This is a genomic window from Chryseobacterium sp. PET-29 (assembly GCF_025736815.1).
Lineage (GTDB): Bacteria > Bacteroidota > Bacteroidia > Flavobacteriales > Weeksellaceae > Chryseobacterium > Chryseobacterium nepalense.
This window is the reverse complement of the sequence record NZ_CP107053.1, coordinates 3097151-3112403: the sequence shown is the minus strand read 5'-3', so window position 1 is coordinate 3112403 and position 15253 is coordinate 3097151. Positions and strand designations below refer to the sequence as shown.

The window sequence follows — 15253 nt, the reverse complement described above, 5'->3', positions numbered from 1 at the left end:
GATGTTCAATAAAGTTATTACCAATCAGACCAAAACAATGGTGCTCCTCATGCTGGTTTTTACAGCTATTATTTTGCTGTTCAGTGGGTTGGTGTATTTTTCTATTGTTAATTTTTCTCATCAGCGATTTTACGAACTTTTAAAAATCCGCACCACCACCATTATTCAGGTAGAAAAAAGCAAAGATAATCTGGATCTTCCCGAAAACTATATTCTGAACGGTCTGAATGATGAAGAGCTTCCGATGGAAAGAGACTATGTTTTTGCGGTTCCCACAGATTCTAATTTTAATAAAATTTCACAGGAAATTCATATTCCGTCTTCTTTTTTCAAAAATATCGTCAGAAAAGGAGAAGCAAATTACAATGACAAAGAATTTTATTATATCGGACAGACTTTCCGGCATGATGATAAAAGCTATATTGCGATTGCTTCAGCAAAAAACCATTATGTGGTATATTACCTCGGATTCCTGAAGAGAACATTGATCACCTGTATTGTGCTTTCGTTGTTTTTCAGCATGATTTTTTCTTTTTATTTATCTAAAACATTGTTTAAACCGATCCTGAAAATTACAGGAAAGGTAAAGGAAATCAGTTCCGAAAACCTTCATCTTCGCTTGGAGCCGCAACCGGATAATAAAGAGCTGAACGAGCTGGTGGAAACATTCAATGATATGCTGAACCGTATCGAAACGTCTTTTGAAACCCAGAACCACCTCATCGGAAATGTTTCACACGAATTAAGGACACCTCTCACTTCCATCATGGGTGAAGCAGATGTGGCGCTTTCGATTTCAAGAACCAATGCTGAGTATAAAGAAACACTCGGAATCATCCTTGATGAAGCCGAAAAACTGGATAAAAAAATTAATGCGCTTCTGATGATCGCACAAACAGGATTTGACGGTAAGATCCAGAAAATGGATAAAGTACGGATGGATCAGCTGCTCTGGGATGTTATCGAAACTTTACGGAGAATTGATGTAAGAAACAATATTTTTCTTGATATAAGCATGCTGCCCGATAATCCTAAAAAGTTAAAGGTTCAGGGGAACGAACAGCTGCTTCATCTTGCAGTTACCAATATTATCCAGAACGGATGTAAATATTCGAATTTCCAGCAGGTAAAAGTTTCTCTGGGTGCTACTGATAACGATGTTTATATTATCGTTAAAGATAACGGAATCGGTATTCCGCAGAAAGAGATGAATAAAATCTATGATCCTTTTTTCAGAGCCTCTAATACAAAGAATTATGAAGGGTACGGAATAGGGCTTCCTTTAGCCAGAAACATCGTCAGAATGCATCATGGTGAATTGATTGTAAGTTCTTACGAAAACCAAGGAACAACCGTACAGCTGCGCTTCCCGAATTTTTACAGCACCTTGCAGGAAAATGAAAGGGAAAGCTGAGAGCCTTCTAATCATAAAAAAAACCAATCTCATTAAGATTGGTTTTATTTTTTTATTTAAAGTTGAATTTTACGGTAAACATTACCTGGCTTGGCCTCAACTGTATTCTTGTGTAAGAAATACTTTGCGGATTGATATCATAAGTTTCAAATACTTTTTTATTGGCTATATTCATCCACTTCAGTTCAAAATCAATTTTCTTTTTAGCCCATGTAAACTGGTAGGAAACATCAAAGAATCCGTTAGTATATTTTTGATCAAGAGCACTTGTATTCACCTGATCCCAATTGAATCCTATCGTATGATTCTCAATCGGATAGAAGAAAACACCTAAGTTATGATTATATCCGCTTCTGGAATTTTCATTATTCAGCTGAGGTGTATTACTTTTACTTACCTGTTTTGTCTTTGAAATATTAAAATTATAATCAATACTCATCCAGCTGAAGTAGGTATTATTGAATTTAAATCCGTAAGACTGAGAATTATTTCTGCTGGTATAGGCAAACCCGTTCTGATAAGCGTCGGATTTCGAAGTATTGTTGCTGTAGCTTAATGAAGCATTTGTTTTAAATTTCGGGAAATATTTACCAACTTCAGTGCTGTATCCGTTATTCAGTACATGATTTTCCTGCTCTATGTATTGCATGATGGTATAACCCGAATTATTTCTTATCGGAGACGAAATAAGATTTCTTTTGGCATCCGAAAATCTGTAATTCACGTTAAAGAATAAGTTGTTCAGCGGATTTCTATATTCAATTCTTGTTCCTGCAGATTTTGTATTATTCTGAGGAATAGGATTATTGGCAGCCATTGCGTTAATTCCGTTTGGAGAAGTCATCAGGAATCCGGAATAAGCGGTATTAACTTCGCCAAAGTTATTATTGATATTGGCATTTACAGAAGCCTTCCAGAAAGACGCAAATGTATATTGTGCAAAAACATTGGGTTCAAAAGTTACTTTGTTTACGGTTTTCGATACCAATCTTAAAGGATCTTCAGCTTTAATATTATTGGAGTTTACCGGGAAGTTGGCATACACCATCCAGGAATCATTTTTATAATTCACCCCAACACTTCCGTAAGGAGTTGCAGTGGTATAAGTAAGGTCATTACTATATGCTGAAAGCGGAGTAGTATCAGAAGACGGAACCGTTATTATATTTGAGAGATCAGATACAAGATCTGTTGTTTTAAAATTAAATCCTATTTCCGGAGTAAACGTCCATCCTTTTGTAGAAAAGCCGATATTGGCAGAGTGGTTGGCTTCAAATGTTTTCAGTCTCAGGCTCTGTCTTACAACACCGTTTCCTGAAGGGGTAAAAAAGCCAGGTATTTCAAGATAGGATGCCGGCGAAACTTCAAGAGTCTGCCTGTCTGTCTGATAATTAATAAATGATAAAACATTTACCATTTTTTCTTTCCATGGAACAATCGTACTTAATGAATTCTGGAAAGATGTTGTAGGAGATTCAATAGCTTCCTCACCATGTCTGTTAGAATTCGTCAAAGAATTTGTTCTGTCTGCAATTCCTCTGTCTGCATTCCAGAATTGTGAGAAGCTGGTGGTATTTTTAAAGAACCCCTTTTTAGCATTTTTCGTAAATATCAGCTCTCCTTTCGCTTTATCGGTATAAAAGTTATTAAATATATTTTGGGTAACAGTAGACGCCGGTTCATCTGTTGTGGCAAAATAATCTGTTCTGCTGTAAGATTCTCTTTCCACTGCATTATTCGTGTAGTTGGCATTGGCTTTCAGTTCCCATTCTTTTTTCTTGTCAATATTGGTAAGATAATTCGCCGACAAATAATGAACATTATTCATCAGATACCTTTTTACCGGAAGATTAGGCGTGCTTGCATTTTCCACATTCAGCCAGTCATTCTGGGAGGCATTAATTCTTCTTCCCTCAAACCTGTTTCCGAACGCAAGAATATTTCCTTCATTTTCCACCTGCTCTCCCATATTATTGGTCTTGTAATTAACTACCCACTGGCTCTTCTGTCCGAAGAACATCGGCGTAAGCTTAACGTTCCAGAGCCAAGGATCTCCAAAACCTGTTCCTACTTCGCCTCTTCCCGTCATGGTAACGGAATTTTTAAGCTTGATGTTGATCGCTGCCTGATCCGAAGGCACTTTATCCTGAAGGATTTTTACAGGCTGGTGATTTTCAAGAACTTCCACTTTTTGTACGGCATCCTTCGGAAGCGAGTTGTTGATCGTTCCGTAGCCGCCTTCCATAAGGTCTTTTCCGTTAACGTAGAACTTATTGATGGCATTACCCTGATAAAGGATGGTTCCATCCGTATTCACTTCTATGCCCGGAATTTTTTTCATTACATCAGCAAGTGTTCTGTCGCTTTTACTGTCAAAGGCTTTAAGGTCATAGGAGATGGTATCACCTCTTGCCGTAATCATCCTTGTTTTCAGCTGCACTTCTTTGATTTCCGTAGCCTCGCCCTGCATTTTGAAGTTTGCAGTCTGATCGCTGTTGCTGATCTGCTTTGTTAACGGTCTTTGATTGAATGCCTTTACCTTCAGGTCTACATTAGACTCCGAAGAGGTGAAAGTTACTTTGTACTCTCCCTTGGAATTGGTAATTGCATAAGCAAGGATGGCATCTTTGCCCGGTTCTTCTATGGTAACACTGGCGCTGGGAATTGCCTGGCCGTCTTCATCCGTAATTTTTCCCGAAACAGTTTTCTGTGCGAAAGAAAGAACGGAGAAAAAAATCATGACGAATAAAGTAATTTTCAATTTCATAATTTACTATTTATGTTATTAGTTAGTCGTTAAAGCTTTTTGTTACACAATAAGAAAGATTGATATAAATGAGAAAGGTTAAAAAACATTTATCACTACAAAATTAGTGATAATTTCTTTTGAATATGAATTTAATTGTGTTTCAGTAAGAAATTTTTGTTTTGCACTCATTTATTATATTAAAAACTGGAAATTGAATGGGAAGGATTAATTTTTTTTAAGAAAAAATTTAATTTAAAATAGGATTCTCATTTTATGAGTTTATCAATAATTTGCTGTAATAGGAAATTATTTTTAAAATAAATGTTTTAATCATATTTTATTAACTTTTTATGAATTAGCTTTATCGGATAAAGTTTTTATATTAGCACTAGATGGATCTTTTTTGTTCATTATTGTGTTTTGATACCCTGTAAACTTTACAGGGTATTTCGTTGTAAGAAAATTTTATTTAGAATAAATAGGTAAAAATGATTTGAATCATAGATTAAAAAAAGCTTAAATCTGTTAACATATATTTTTATTTAATAATTTTGTAACATTAAATTTTAAACAAATGGGAATCAATTTAAAGCCTATTGATATTGTAGATGACATTACAAGAGAAGAGTTCATTGAAAAATATCTTAAGCCCAGAAAACCTGTGGTGATTAAGAATATGGCAAGAAAGTGGCCTGCTTATCAAAAATGGACCATGGATTACATGAAGGAAGTAGTAGGAGATGTAGAGGTTCCGTTATACGACAGCAGCAAGGCTGATCCCGCCGCTCCCATTAACGCATCTGCCGCAAAAATGAAGTTTACAGATTATGTGGATCTTATCCAGAGAGAACCTACAGATCTCAGAATTTTCTTTTTCGATCCTATCAAGCACGCCAAAAAATTACTGGCAGATTATATTTCCCCTAAAGACCTGATGGGCGGTTTCCTGGACAAATATCCCTCCATGTTTTTCGGTGGAAAAGGATCTGTAACATTCCTTCACTATGATATCGATATGGCGCATATTTTCCATACCCATTTCAACGGAAGAAAACATATCCTTCTTTTTGATTACAAGTGGAAAGAAAGGCTTTATAAAATCCCTTATGCTACCTATGCACTTGAAGATTATGATATCGAAAATCCCGATTTTACAAAATTTCCTGCACTGGATGGAGTAGAAGGCATAGAATGTTTCCTTGAACATGGTGATACTTTGTTTATGCCAACCGGATGGTGGCACTGGATGAAGTATCTGGATGGAAGTTTCTCCATTTCCCTGAGAGCATGGGACAAATCCTGGGCTGTGAAAGCACATTCTTTGTGGAATCTTACGGTACAAAGGAAATTTGATGATGTGATGAAGAAAAACTTCAAGAAGAAATACATGGACTGGAAAGAGAAGGTGGCCGTTAAAAGAGCCGAAATCGCCTTGAAAAGAGGATTGCCCAAATAGACAACTTAAAAGAGACTGCCTTAATAGACAGTCTCTTATTTTTTATCTATTATTTAATATTTTATATATTGAGGATCAACAAAGTCGGTAAGCCAGACCTTATTTTCTGAAAGATAAAATAGAATTCCGTCTGCATGCATCTTTCCTGTCATGATGGTAAGAAGAACAGGCTTTCCGTGGCGCATTCCGACTTTTTCGGCTGTATCTTTGCTGCTGCTTAAATGCACATGCTGCCGGCTTCTTTTTTCAATACCTTTTTCTAAAATAGAATCCAAATTATTTTGCGCCGTTCCGTGATATAGAAATTCCGGAGGCTGCTGAGGTTTCAATGCAAGATCAACAGCAATGGAATGTCCCTGGCTCGCTCTTATTTTAGTTTTATCCTCATTAAAAATAAAACGTTTCTTATCATTAGTTTCTACCACTTCATCAAGCTCATCAAGGGTAAAAAGGATATTGTTATTCGCACACTTTTTCTGCAGTTCTTTTACATCTGCCCATCCATTTTCATCCAGGTTCAGGTTAATGATTTCAGGTTGATGTCTTAATACCAGACTTAGGAATTTGCTTATTTTTTTATTATGTTTTTCGTTCATTACTGTTATTTAATTTTTCTTCTAATTTTTCGCAGAGCTTTTCAATATCTTTCTTTCTTGCCAACATATCAACCCAATCTTTTGGAATATTTTCAAAACCGTAATAAATTCCGGCAATTCCACCGGTGATGGCTCCTGTGGTGTCGGTATCTTCGCCTAAATTAACGGCTTTTAAAACCGCTTCGGAATAATTCTCAGAATTAAGAAAACACCATAATGATGCTTCTAAACTATGGACGACATAACCACCTGAACTGATAGAATCTTCGGGAAATTTTGAAATATCATCTTTCAAAATTCTGTCAAAAAGTTGGATTTCTTTAGGGTTAAAGCCTTGATTTTCCTTAAGTTCCAAAGTTATTTTCTGTGTATGGTGATAAGCTTCAGCCTTACTTTTTCCTTTGATTAATTCAATGGCAAAAATCACATAAACGAAACAGGCAAACACCGAACGAAAATGTCCGTGCGTGATTGAAGAAACTTCTTTTACCTTCTGATACAATTTTTCAATATTTTCTTCGTCTTTAAGATAGAAAGCCAAAGGGAGGGTTCTCATTAAAGAACCATTTCCATTATCTTCTTCAAAAATATTTCCCGAAAATTTTGCGTTTTCTCCTTTTATTAACCTAGCAATGGAGTGCCTTGTTGTTCCCCCGATATCAAACAATCTTCCGTGAGCGGTCCAATGTCCGTATTTTACCCACTTTACGAAGCTTTGTCCGATCTTTTCCAAATCATAACTTTTTGTAAGTTCATCTGCAATGCAAAGAGTTAATGAACTGTCGTCGCTCCATGTTCCTTTCGGTTGGTTCCATGATCCGAATTCCCGCATATTTTCAACGGGAAATCTTTTTAAAATTTCCCTACTGGTGAATTCCACCGGAACACCAAGCGCATCACCCACACAAACCCCGAAAATTCCCGCTTTTACCGTCTTGTCCATCAGGCAAGATTTATCAATTTATCAAACAAAAGTTTCATCCCCTGTGTTGCAGTCTCTTTCATCACAACAGCTCTTTGTCCGTACCCAAAACCGGTTTCATTAGGGTTAATCACTATTAAAAGGCAGTCGTCTTTAATATCATGAAGCAGCCCGGCCGCCGGATAAACCTGTAGCGAAGTTCCGATGACCAGAAAAATATCGGCCTCTCTCGCTATCTTTGTGGCTTCCCTCATCAGAGGGACATCTTCCCCAAACCAAACGATAAACGGCCGTAATTGTGCCCCGTCTTCCGCTTTATCACCAATATTGATGTCGCTTTTCTGTTCGTAGACTAGGGTTTTATCATTGCATGAGCAGGATTTAAATAACTCGCCGTGAAGATGTAAAATATTCGTGGAACCTGCTCTTTCGTGAAGGTCATCAATATTCTGAGTTATGATCTGAACATCGAAATATTGTTCCAGTTCTGCTAATAACCGGTGTGCTTCATTAGGCTCTACCTCATGAAGCTGCCGGCGTCTCTGGTTGTAAAATTCCAGGACTAATGCTCTGTCTTTTTGCCATCCTTCAGGACTTGCTACATCTGTGATGCTATGATTTTCCCAGAGACCATCTCCGTCTCTGAAGGTTTTTATTCCGCTTTCGGCACTGATTCCGGCACCGGTTAATATTGTTAGTTTTTTCATTGGTTTTTATTTTTTAAACGCAAAGCTCGCGAAGATTTTATTTATTACTAAACGTTTTTAAGTGCGCAAGGTCTTTCTACTCAGCAAAGTTCTCAAAGTGTTTTGTTGATGTGTTAAGTTTTGGACAATCATATTATTCATTATTAAAAATCATAGACGAATACTTCTACATTGTTTTTTAGTAATGTTCTTTCAATAATAGGCTCGACTTCTTCCCATTTCCCACCTGCCAATCCGCAACCGATTCTCGGCATATGAACTCCAGCATTTAATTTTAAAGCTTCATTAGAAAGTTTTTCAAGGCATTTTTCAACCGCTTCATAACGAATCGGCGGAATTCCTTTTGAATTGGTTTTAATTTTATGCTGGCCAATCATATTACAGACCCAAAGACTTTCTTCAATCTGAATAGTCTGGATTTCTCCGAGATAAAAATTTTCAGCATCCTGAAACCATTTCCGATATTTATTTTCCGGTTCTTTCCATCGGTTTGAAATGGCTAAAACAAAACCTTTTCCCCAACTTCCGATGTCGTTGCAGATGTGTGCGATGATGTTGTTTCCTTCTGACTGAGGATTTGTTGCGTCACCTTTTAGATATATTATTGTTTTCATGGTTTTTTATTCTTAACTTTTTTTAAAACGCAAGCTCGCGAAGATTTTTTACTGGCAACTGTTTTTAAGTTCGCAAAAGCGTTCTAATTAACAAAGCTTACAAAGACTTAATCTGTAATATTCTTTAACAAAGTTCTATAAATTTCCTCATTTTCCTCATCAAAACAAACGAAGATTACTTTTTCCAGAATTTCTGATTTGAAATTTTTTACCTCTTCAGTTGCAATTTTGCCTGCGAGCTCCTTTGGAAATCTGTAAACTCCGGTACTGATGTTAGGAAAAGCAATGGTTTTTACACCAAGGCTTTCTGCTAATATCAAAGAATTTTTATAGCAATTTGCCAATAACTTTGAACATTTTTCCTCATCTCCATCCCAGACCGGGCCAACGGTATGAATGACATATTTTGCAGGAAGATTTCCCGCAGTGGTCACAACAGCTTCACCGGTATTGCATTTACCCTGTTGGTTTCTGATCTGAATACATTCTTCTAAAATTTGTTTTCCTCCGGCACGATGAATGGCCCCGTCAACTCCGCCTCCGCCTAATAATGAAGAATTGGCAGCATTTACGATGGCATCTGTTTCAATTTTGGTGATGTCGCCTTTTATTAATTCAATTTTCATGTTTTTATTTATTGAGTTTGATTGCTCTTGTAATTTAATTATAAATAAGGTCTGCGAAGATCACTTTACACTAACTGCTTTTAAGTATTTCAATGTAAGCTAATTACATCTCATTATTCAGATCAGACACTTCCGATATTGTTTACAGTTCTTTTTTTATTCTTAGTTCATCTCTTACTTCCATTAATGCAAATCCCAGAAGATTTTCGCCATTCCATTGTGCCGGATTTTTAGCTTTAGGATCTGTTTCCAACATTCCGATTCCCCAGATGGTATCGTAAGGACTTGCTTCAACCAATATCTTATCCCCGGTTGAGAGCAGGAATTCTTTGAACGTTTCATTTTGTGAAAATTTTAGTAGATTTCCCTGCTTCACAATATGGTATTTATGTTCATCCCAGATTTCAGGATTAAAATTTCTGATTTTTCTTCCTAAACTTTTTGCCAGGTTTGGAGTTTCAGAGTTTAAAATCTTTTCTAAAATTTCAGTATCATTGAATAATTTTGCCTTTCCTGCCATCATGTAATGCTCGGCGGTTTTATACATAACCTCTTCTTCTTTGAATTGTAAAGGAAACCACTGACTAAAGCAAGCCTTGGTAACTTCATCTTTAACAGTATGCCCCCAAAAGAATAAAAATTCAAGATTTTCATTTTTGTTAAAAAGATCAACAATGCTTTCTAATGTATAGGTCATAATTGCGTTATTGTTACACAAATTTAGTAAAACGAAAGTTGAAGCTCCAAATTTATTTGTGTTTATTTTACGCTAAAAATATAAATGTTTGATTTTCAATATGTAAATTTCATCAGAATATATTTTAATATAAAAAAGTAATTCGAATGATCAAGAGAACACGAAAGAATAAGAGTAATATTTCCCGCAAAACAACAATTACTGTAATGTAAAATACAAAATATGTTTTTAAGTTAAAATATACCATTTATTGATATTGATTATTAAAAAACAATTATCTTTGATCCAGATTCTGAAAACAATACCATGAAAAAAAGTATTTAACCAATTCCCTCAGAATTAATTGTTCAATTCTTATGAGTTGAGCTATTCCTAAGGAGAAAAATAAATGAAGCCCGGAACTGGAAAGGTTCCGGGCTTCTTAATCAAATCGATATGCAAAGGTTGAATATCCTTATAAAAATTGATCTTTTGGGCTGTAGCTGATTTACTATATCAACTCAAAAAATCAATACCTAAGAAAGCAGCTTTTTAGCCATCTCGGAGATGCTTTTTCCGTCAGATTTTCCGGCTAAAGATTTTGAAGCTACTCCCATTACTTTTCCCAAATCTTTCATGGATTCGGCTCCTGTTTCAGCAATGATGTTTTTCATTTCTGCTTCCAGTTCCTCGGCAGAAAGCTGCTTCGGCAAAAACTGTTCAATAACTTTCATCTGGGCTTCCTCCACTTCCGCAAGATCATTTCTTCCTTGTGCAGTAAACTGTTCTGAAGAATCTTTACGTTGTTTTACCATTCTCTGGAGTATCGCAATTTCCTGCTCTGCAGTAACTTCTGCTCCTCTGGCTTCTGTTTTAAGCAATAATATTTGAGATTTTACGGCACGAAGAGAATCCAGAGCCACTTTGTCTTTCGCTCTCATCGCCGTTTTTATCGCTTCGTTTATGGTATTTTCTAAACTCATGTCAATATTTTAATTTGAAAATTTGAAAATGAGACAATTTGAAAATGCAGATGCATTTTAATGTGATTCTGCCATTGAATAAGTTTCAAATTATCAAATTGCTACATTTTCAAATTTAATTTAATCTACATCTTTATTTAAAAACCTGTTTTCCCTGATCTGCATGTTGCCGTTGTTGTCAGACAGATACGTGTTAATATTCTGTTCTGACGCATTGGTTCCTTCAATAGAGATATTTTTTCTCTTAAAGGCCGGAACGGATTCAAACTCGCTGGAGCTGTCGAAGCTCTGGTAACGTGAATTGAATTCTTTTAGCTTATTTCTGCGTTCCATTACTCTTTCCTGATCTACGGTTTTATTCACAAACGTGAACTCTTCTTCTTCGGGTTTTGTTGCCTGCTTTTCAGACTGAGTTTCTGCAACGGGCTCTTCTTTCAGATGCTGAAAGAAATGCTCAACTTTCTGAAGAGGCTCTTCTGTAAGTTGGTTTACCTCGGTTGAAGAAGTAAATTCCGCTTTCGGGCCGAAATCTGATTTCGAATCGGTATTTTTCGACTCATTTACAAAAAAACTGAATTCAACAGGCTTTTCTTCTGAATATGATCTATTGGAAGAATTTCCGCTTTGTGGTTCTTCTTTTTTCTGATCAAAATCAAACTTGAAAGATTCTATTTCAAGATCATTCGGGTCTTCTGGTTCCTCATCAAGAGAAAACAGGCTGAATGACTCTTCTTCTTCATTTTTCCAGCTTTGTTCCGGTGTATGAATCGTATCTTCCTCTCTGTCAGTGAATTTTATTTCTGTTCTCGCAGGTTCTTCTTCAATAGTCATTTTTTTTTCAGATGAGGAACTGAAGAATGGAGCATCATTATCTTCGTCATCAAGTCTGAAAAGACTTTTGCCTCCGAAATCATAGGACTGCTCGGGTGCGTCTTCTCTTTCCTGTCTTGTTTTGAAGGGAGACTCTTTAGGAGTATCAAAACTATCGTTCAGGCTGATTTTAATTTTTTCTGTTGGGCCGGAGAATTTTTTATTGTCATTTGAAAAACCAGTAGCGATTACAAGAACGCTTACAGAATCTCCAAGTTCTTCATCAGAACCAACCCCAAAGATAATATCTGCGGTATTTCCGGCTTCTTTCTGGATATGATCCATAATTACCCCGATCTCGTCCATCGTTACTTCTTCCACGCCGCTTCGGATTAATAAGAGCACGTTTTTAGCGCCGGTGATTTTATTATCGTTCAACAATGGAGAATCCAAAGCTTTTTTAACGGCTTCTTCAGCTTTATTTTCACCTGAAGCCACTCCGGTAGACATCAACGCTGTTCCTGAATTCTGAAGCACGGATTTAGCATCTCTAAAGTCAATGTTTACGTCAAAATATCCGGTGATTACTTCAGCCATTCCTTTGGCTGCATTCGTCAATACCTCATCAGCTTTTGAGAATCCCTGTTTGAAACCAAGGTTTCCGAACTGCTGTCTTAATTTATCATTATTGATAACAATCAGGGAATCTACGTTATTTCTTAATTTATCAAGACCATTTTCCGCCTGCTCCAGTCTTCTTTTACCTTCAAAGCTGAAAGGAACGGTAACAATCCCTACCGTAAGAATTCCCATATCTTTTGCTACTTTAGCAATAACGGGAGCTGCACCGGTTCCTGTACCACCACCCATTCCGGCAGTGATAAATACCATTTTTGTATTCTGGCCCATTGCCGCTTTGATATCTTCGATGCTTTCGATAGCCGATTTTTCTCCCACTTCAGGATCAGCACCGGCTCCGAGACCTTCTGTAATAGTAGTTCCCAACTGCACTTTATTGGCAACAGGATTATTATCCAAGGTTTGTGCATCCGTATTGCAGATCACGAAATCTACCCCGTGGATTCCTTTTTCGTACATGTGTTTTAGGGCGTTGTTTCCACCGCCTCCAACACCGATCACTTTTATTATTGATGAATTTCCTTTTGGCAAATCAAATGAAAACCCCTGTGTCCCTATATTTTCCATAACTATACTTTTATAATTATTATTGATAATTGATTGATGATCACTGATAAGGAAAAGATCATGCATCGCTTATCGTTTTATCATTTATATTTATTCTACTTCCTCAAAGAATTTTTTTACTTTTTCCATGAGCGACTGCCCGAAAGTCAGTTTTGCTGCTTTTTTAGACTGCTGTTCGCTAACGTTATGCTCCGGCTGTACGGTTTCCGCCTGCTGTACATTCTCCTGGATGGTTTCTGCAACAGGTGTTGTGGTTTCAGCTTTTGTTTCTACAGGTTCCTGAACCGTTTCCTGAAGCTCAGCATGCTGTTTTTTGTCCCTGATCTTTAAGCTTTCCATTAATAAACCGATGGAAGTAGCGAATTCAGGTCCCTTAAGATACTGATTTTTATCGTTTGCGATGTATTCATTGGCAAAACCGATTCTGCTATCAAATCCCGTGGTATAGTTTGCCAGCTGACGCAGATGTTTAAGGTTCGATCCGCCTCCTGTAAGTACAATTCCGGCAATAAGCTTTTTCTTTTGTTCGAATGCGCCGTATGCCTTAAGTTCCGTATTCACCATTTCCAGAATTTCTTCTACTCTGGCATTGATAATCTGTGCCAAAGTTTTGAGTGAAATCTCTTTATCCGGTCTGCCGTGAAGCCCCGGAATGGTTACATAGGTACTGTCTTTTTCAAGCTCAGGAACTGCTGAACCGAATTTTACTTTTAACTGTTCCGCATGCTTTTCGATGATAGAACAGCCTTCTTTAATATCTTCGGTAATTATTCCGCCACCGTAAGGAATTACACAGGTGTGACGAATAATATTATCTTTAAAAATAGCGATATCTGTAGTTCCGCCACCGATATCTACGATGGCTACTCCGGCTTCTTTTTCTTCTTTAGTCAGTACAGCTTCCGAAGATGCTAAAGGTTCCAGGGTAAGAGCTTCCATTTCAAGACCTGCTTCACGCACACATCTTGCAATGTTACGGATGCTTCCCATCTGTCCTACCACTACGTGGAAGTTTGCTTCCAGACGTTTTCCGTGCATACCGATCGGCTCTTGAATTTCTCCTTCGGAGTCTACTTTATATTCCTGGGGAAGTACATGGATTATTTCTTCACCTGGAAGCATGACCAGCTTCTTGACCTGATCTTTTAATGCTTCAATGTCATCATCTGTGATGAATTTGTCCGGATGTTCACGCATAATATAATCAGAGTGCTGCAGAGAACGGATGTGTTTTCCTGCAATCCCTACCGTTACTTTACGGATAGGAACTCCTGCGCTGGACTGTGCTTCAGACACAGCAGCTTTGATTGAATTAATGGTCTGCGAAATATTATTCACAATACCTTTGTGAACACCAAGACTCTTAGCCTTCCCTACACCGAGAACTTCTATTTTCCCGTGTGCATTCCTCCTTCCGACAATCGCGACGATTTTCGTCGTCCCGATGTCCAGACCTACTGAATACTCTTGATTTTCCATTGTTTATATCGATTTGATTTTTTATTCTATTTTAATTTTCGCCTTTGTTTTCGGCTTTACTGCCGTAGATTTCTTCTCTGTTTTTTTTATTTCTTTTGGCTTGGTTACTGTTTTTGGTTTTAATGAAGAGGAAGTTGGTTGGTTAGTCTTTTTTATTTCTGCCGGTTTGGGCTTATCGTCGGCTTTCTTTACCGGAACTAATGAAGCTTTTGCCAGTTCTTTATTTCTTACATTCAGAATACTGTCATTTTCTTTAAAATAAGGATTTAAAGTGGTGACAATCTGGTTCTGATATTTTACCGATACCATTTTGTATTTTTCGGGATCCTGGTAAACAAGATATTTTTCTACAAAGGTTTTAAAACCTTTTACTTTAAATTCAATATTGTCCAGATCTCCGATTTCTACTTTATAATTACCTTCGCTGGTGAGCAAATTGTAGTCGCCGTTATCTTTTGAAATGCCGATGAAATATTTCTTACTGAAATCATCTTTATCGATTTTTTCGACAAGCTCAGCCAGTTTTTTATATTCGTCCTTCTGTACATCTCCCGTTACCAGCATGCACGGATGAGAGTATGTTTTAGAAATGGGAAATTCTATTCCTTTTTCGTCTACATAAAAGTCACGCCCATTTTTATTAAGCCTGAAAACAGGAACCCTTTGCTTGATATCCAGGTTCAGTTTCCCGTTCAGATTAAGGTATACATTAGCGCTGTCCACAGCAGGAAGGGCATTGATCTTCTTTTCCAGGGCAGGAATATTAAGATCCCCCACTTTTCCGGAAGGGTTTTCTTTTTTTACAATTTCCCGGATATCTTTTTCATCAATAAAATAAACTGGTGTTTTCTCACTCATTTTTACAGAAATTTTATTGTCCGTAATCTTCTGTCCACTGAATTTCTTCAATGAGAAACTCAGCAGAAACCCTAGAATGATTACTGTAATGGCAATTTTTAATATTCTGTATTTATTTTTCATTTTTAAATTTTTTAACGCTAAGTTCGCAAGGCTT

At 36.9% G+C, this 15253-nt stretch carries 13 protein-coding genes; 2 read left to right on the top strand and 11 right to left on the bottom strand.

Features of this window, described 5'->3' with window-relative positions; genetic code table 11:
• Window position 1: 1 nt before the first annotated feature.
• Window positions 2–1414 carry a sensor histidine kinase gene (locus tag ODE14_RS14030; protein WP_263601874.1) on the top strand — a complete coding sequence of 471 codons (1413 nt, stop codon included), beginning with the start codon at window positions 2–4 and terminating at the stop codon, window positions 1412–1414.
• A 52-nt stretch (window positions 1415–1466) separates the two neighbouring features.
• Here the strand turns inward: ODE14_RS14030 and ODE14_RS14025 are convergent, their stop codons facing one another.
• On the bottom strand, window positions 1467–4181 hold the full coding sequence (locus ODE14_RS14025) for a carboxypeptidase-like regulatory domain-containing protein (RefSeq protein ID WP_248389396.1): 2715 nt from the start codon (window positions 4179–4181) through the stop codon (window positions 1467–1469).
• Between the two features lie 556 nt (window positions 4182–4737).
• On the opposite strand from ODE14_RS14025, the gene ODE14_RS14020 reads away from it, so the two are divergent.
• Entirely contained in the window at window positions 4738–5619 is an 882-nt protein-coding gene (locus tag ODE14_RS14020; protein ID WP_248389398.1) for a cupin-like domain-containing protein, read from the top strand.
• Window positions 5620–5672: 53 nt separating this feature from the next.
• Here the strand turns inward: ODE14_RS14020 and ODE14_RS14015 are convergent, their stop codons facing one another.
• From ODE14_RS14015 to ODE14_RS13970, 10 genes are all read right to left on the bottom strand, one after another.
• Window positions 5673–6215, bottom strand: a complete 543-nt coding sequence (locus ODE14_RS14015; protein WP_263601873.1) for an RNA 2'-phosphotransferase — start codon at window positions 6213–6215, stop codon at window positions 5673–5675.
• Window positions 6199–7158 (bottom strand): ADP-ribosylglycohydrolase family protein, encoded by a 960-nt coding sequence (locus ODE14_RS14010; protein WP_263601872.1) that lies wholly within the window; start codon window positions 7156–7158, stop codon window positions 6199–6201. The genes ODE14_RS14015 and ODE14_RS14010 overlap by 17 nt, the downstream gene beginning before the upstream one ends.
• On the bottom strand, window positions 7158–7844 hold the full coding sequence (locus ODE14_RS14005; RefSeq protein ID WP_263601871.1) for an SIR2 family NAD-dependent protein deacylase: 687 nt from the start codon (window positions 7842–7844) through the stop codon (window positions 7158–7160). The genes ODE14_RS14010 and ODE14_RS14005 overlap by 1 nt, the downstream gene beginning before the upstream one ends.
• A 143-nt stretch (window positions 7845–7987) precedes the next feature.
• The gene (locus ODE14_RS14000; protein WP_263601870.1) at window positions 7988–8458 is read right to left on the bottom strand and encodes a macro domain-containing protein; all 471 of its coding nucleotides are present in this window, start codon (window positions 8456–8458) and stop codon (window positions 7988–7990) included.
• 107 nt (window positions 8459–8565) lie between these two features.
• The gene (locus ODE14_RS13995) at window positions 8566–9084 is read right to left on the bottom strand and encodes an O-acetyl-ADP-ribose deacetylase (RefSeq protein ID WP_263601869.1); all 519 of its coding nucleotides are present in this window, start codon (window positions 9082–9084) and stop codon (window positions 8566–8568) included.
• A gap of 142 nt (window positions 9085–9226) precedes the next feature.
• A complete protein-coding gene (locus ODE14_RS13990; protein WP_263601868.1) occupies window positions 9227–9781 on the bottom strand; it encodes an NADAR family protein in 555 nt (184 codons plus the stop codon).
• A 515-nt stretch (window positions 9782–10296) separates the two neighbouring features.
• Window positions 10297–10743: a GatB/YqeY domain-containing protein gene (locus ODE14_RS13985; protein ID WP_263601867.1), complete on the bottom strand. Its 447-nt coding sequence runs from the start codon at window positions 10741–10743 to the stop codon at window positions 10297–10299.
• 120 nt (window positions 10744–10863) lie between these two features.
• Window positions 10864–12759: a cell division protein FtsZ gene (gene ftsZ / locus ODE14_RS13980; RefSeq protein WP_263601866.1), complete on the bottom strand. Its 1896-nt coding sequence runs from the start codon at window positions 12757–12759 to the stop codon at window positions 10864–10866.
• Window positions 12760–12849: 90 nt separating this feature from the next.
• Window positions 12850–14238, bottom strand: coding sequence for a cell division protein FtsA (ftsA, locus tag ODE14_RS13975; protein WP_263601865.1), 1389 nt, complete (start codon window positions 14236–14238; stop codon window positions 12850–12852).
• Between the two features lie 21 nt (window positions 14239–14259).
• Window positions 14260–15219: a cell division protein FtsQ/DivIB gene (locus ODE14_RS13970; protein ID WP_263601864.1), complete on the bottom strand. Its 960-nt coding sequence runs from the start codon at window positions 15217–15219 to the stop codon at window positions 14260–14262.
• Between the last annotated feature and the right edge of the window lie 34 nt (window positions 15220–15253).

Bases quoted from the DNA above. Each gene is read 5' to 3' on its own strand.
- ODE14_RS14030 (WP_263601874.1), top strand. From the start codon at position 2: ATGTTCAATAAAGTTATTACCAATCAGACCAAAACAATGGTGCTCCTC.
- ODE14_RS14025 (WP_248389396.1), bottom strand. From the start codon at position 4,181: ATGAAATTGAAAATTACTTTATTCGTCATGATTTTTTTCTCCGTTCTT.
- ODE14_RS14020 (WP_248389398.1), top strand. From the start codon at position 4,738: ATGGGAATCAATTTAAAGCCTATTGATATTGTAGATGACATTACAAGA.
- ODE14_RS14015 (WP_263601873.1), bottom strand. From the start codon at position 6,215: ATGAACGAAAAACATAATAAAAAAATAAGCAAATTCCTAAGTCTGGTA.
- ODE14_RS14010 (WP_263601872.1), bottom strand. From the start codon at position 7,158: ATGGACAAGACGGTAAAAGCGGGAATTTTCGGGGTTTGTGTGGGTGAT.
- ODE14_RS14005 (WP_263601871.1), bottom strand. From the start codon at position 7,844: ATGAAAAAACTAACAATATTAACCGGTGCCGGAATCAGTGCCGAAAGC.
- ODE14_RS14000 (WP_263601870.1), bottom strand. From the start codon at position 8,458: ATGAAAACAATAATATATCTAAAAGGTGACGCAACAAATCCTCAGTCA.
- ODE14_RS13995 (WP_263601869.1), bottom strand. From the start codon at position 9,084: ATGAAAATTGAATTAATAAAAGGCGACATCACCAAAATTGAAACAGAT.
- ODE14_RS13990 (WP_263601868.1), bottom strand. From the start codon at position 9,781: ATGACCTATACATTAGAAAGCATTGTTGATCTTTTTAACAAAAATGAA.
- ODE14_RS13985 (WP_263601867.1), bottom strand. From the start codon at position 10,743: ATGAGTTTAGAAAATACCATAAACGAAGCGATAAAAACGGCGATGAGA.
- ftsZ (WP_263601866.1), bottom strand. From the start codon at position 12,759: ATGGAAAATATAGGGACACAGGGGTTTTCATTTGATTTGCCAAAAGGA.
- ftsA (WP_263601865.1), bottom strand. From the start codon at position 14,238: ATGGAAAATCAAGAGTATTCAGTAGGTCTGGACATCGGGACGACGAAA.
- ODE14_RS13970 (WP_263601864.1), bottom strand. From the start codon at position 15,219: ATGAAAAATAAATACAGAATATTAAAAATTGCCATTACAGTAATCATT.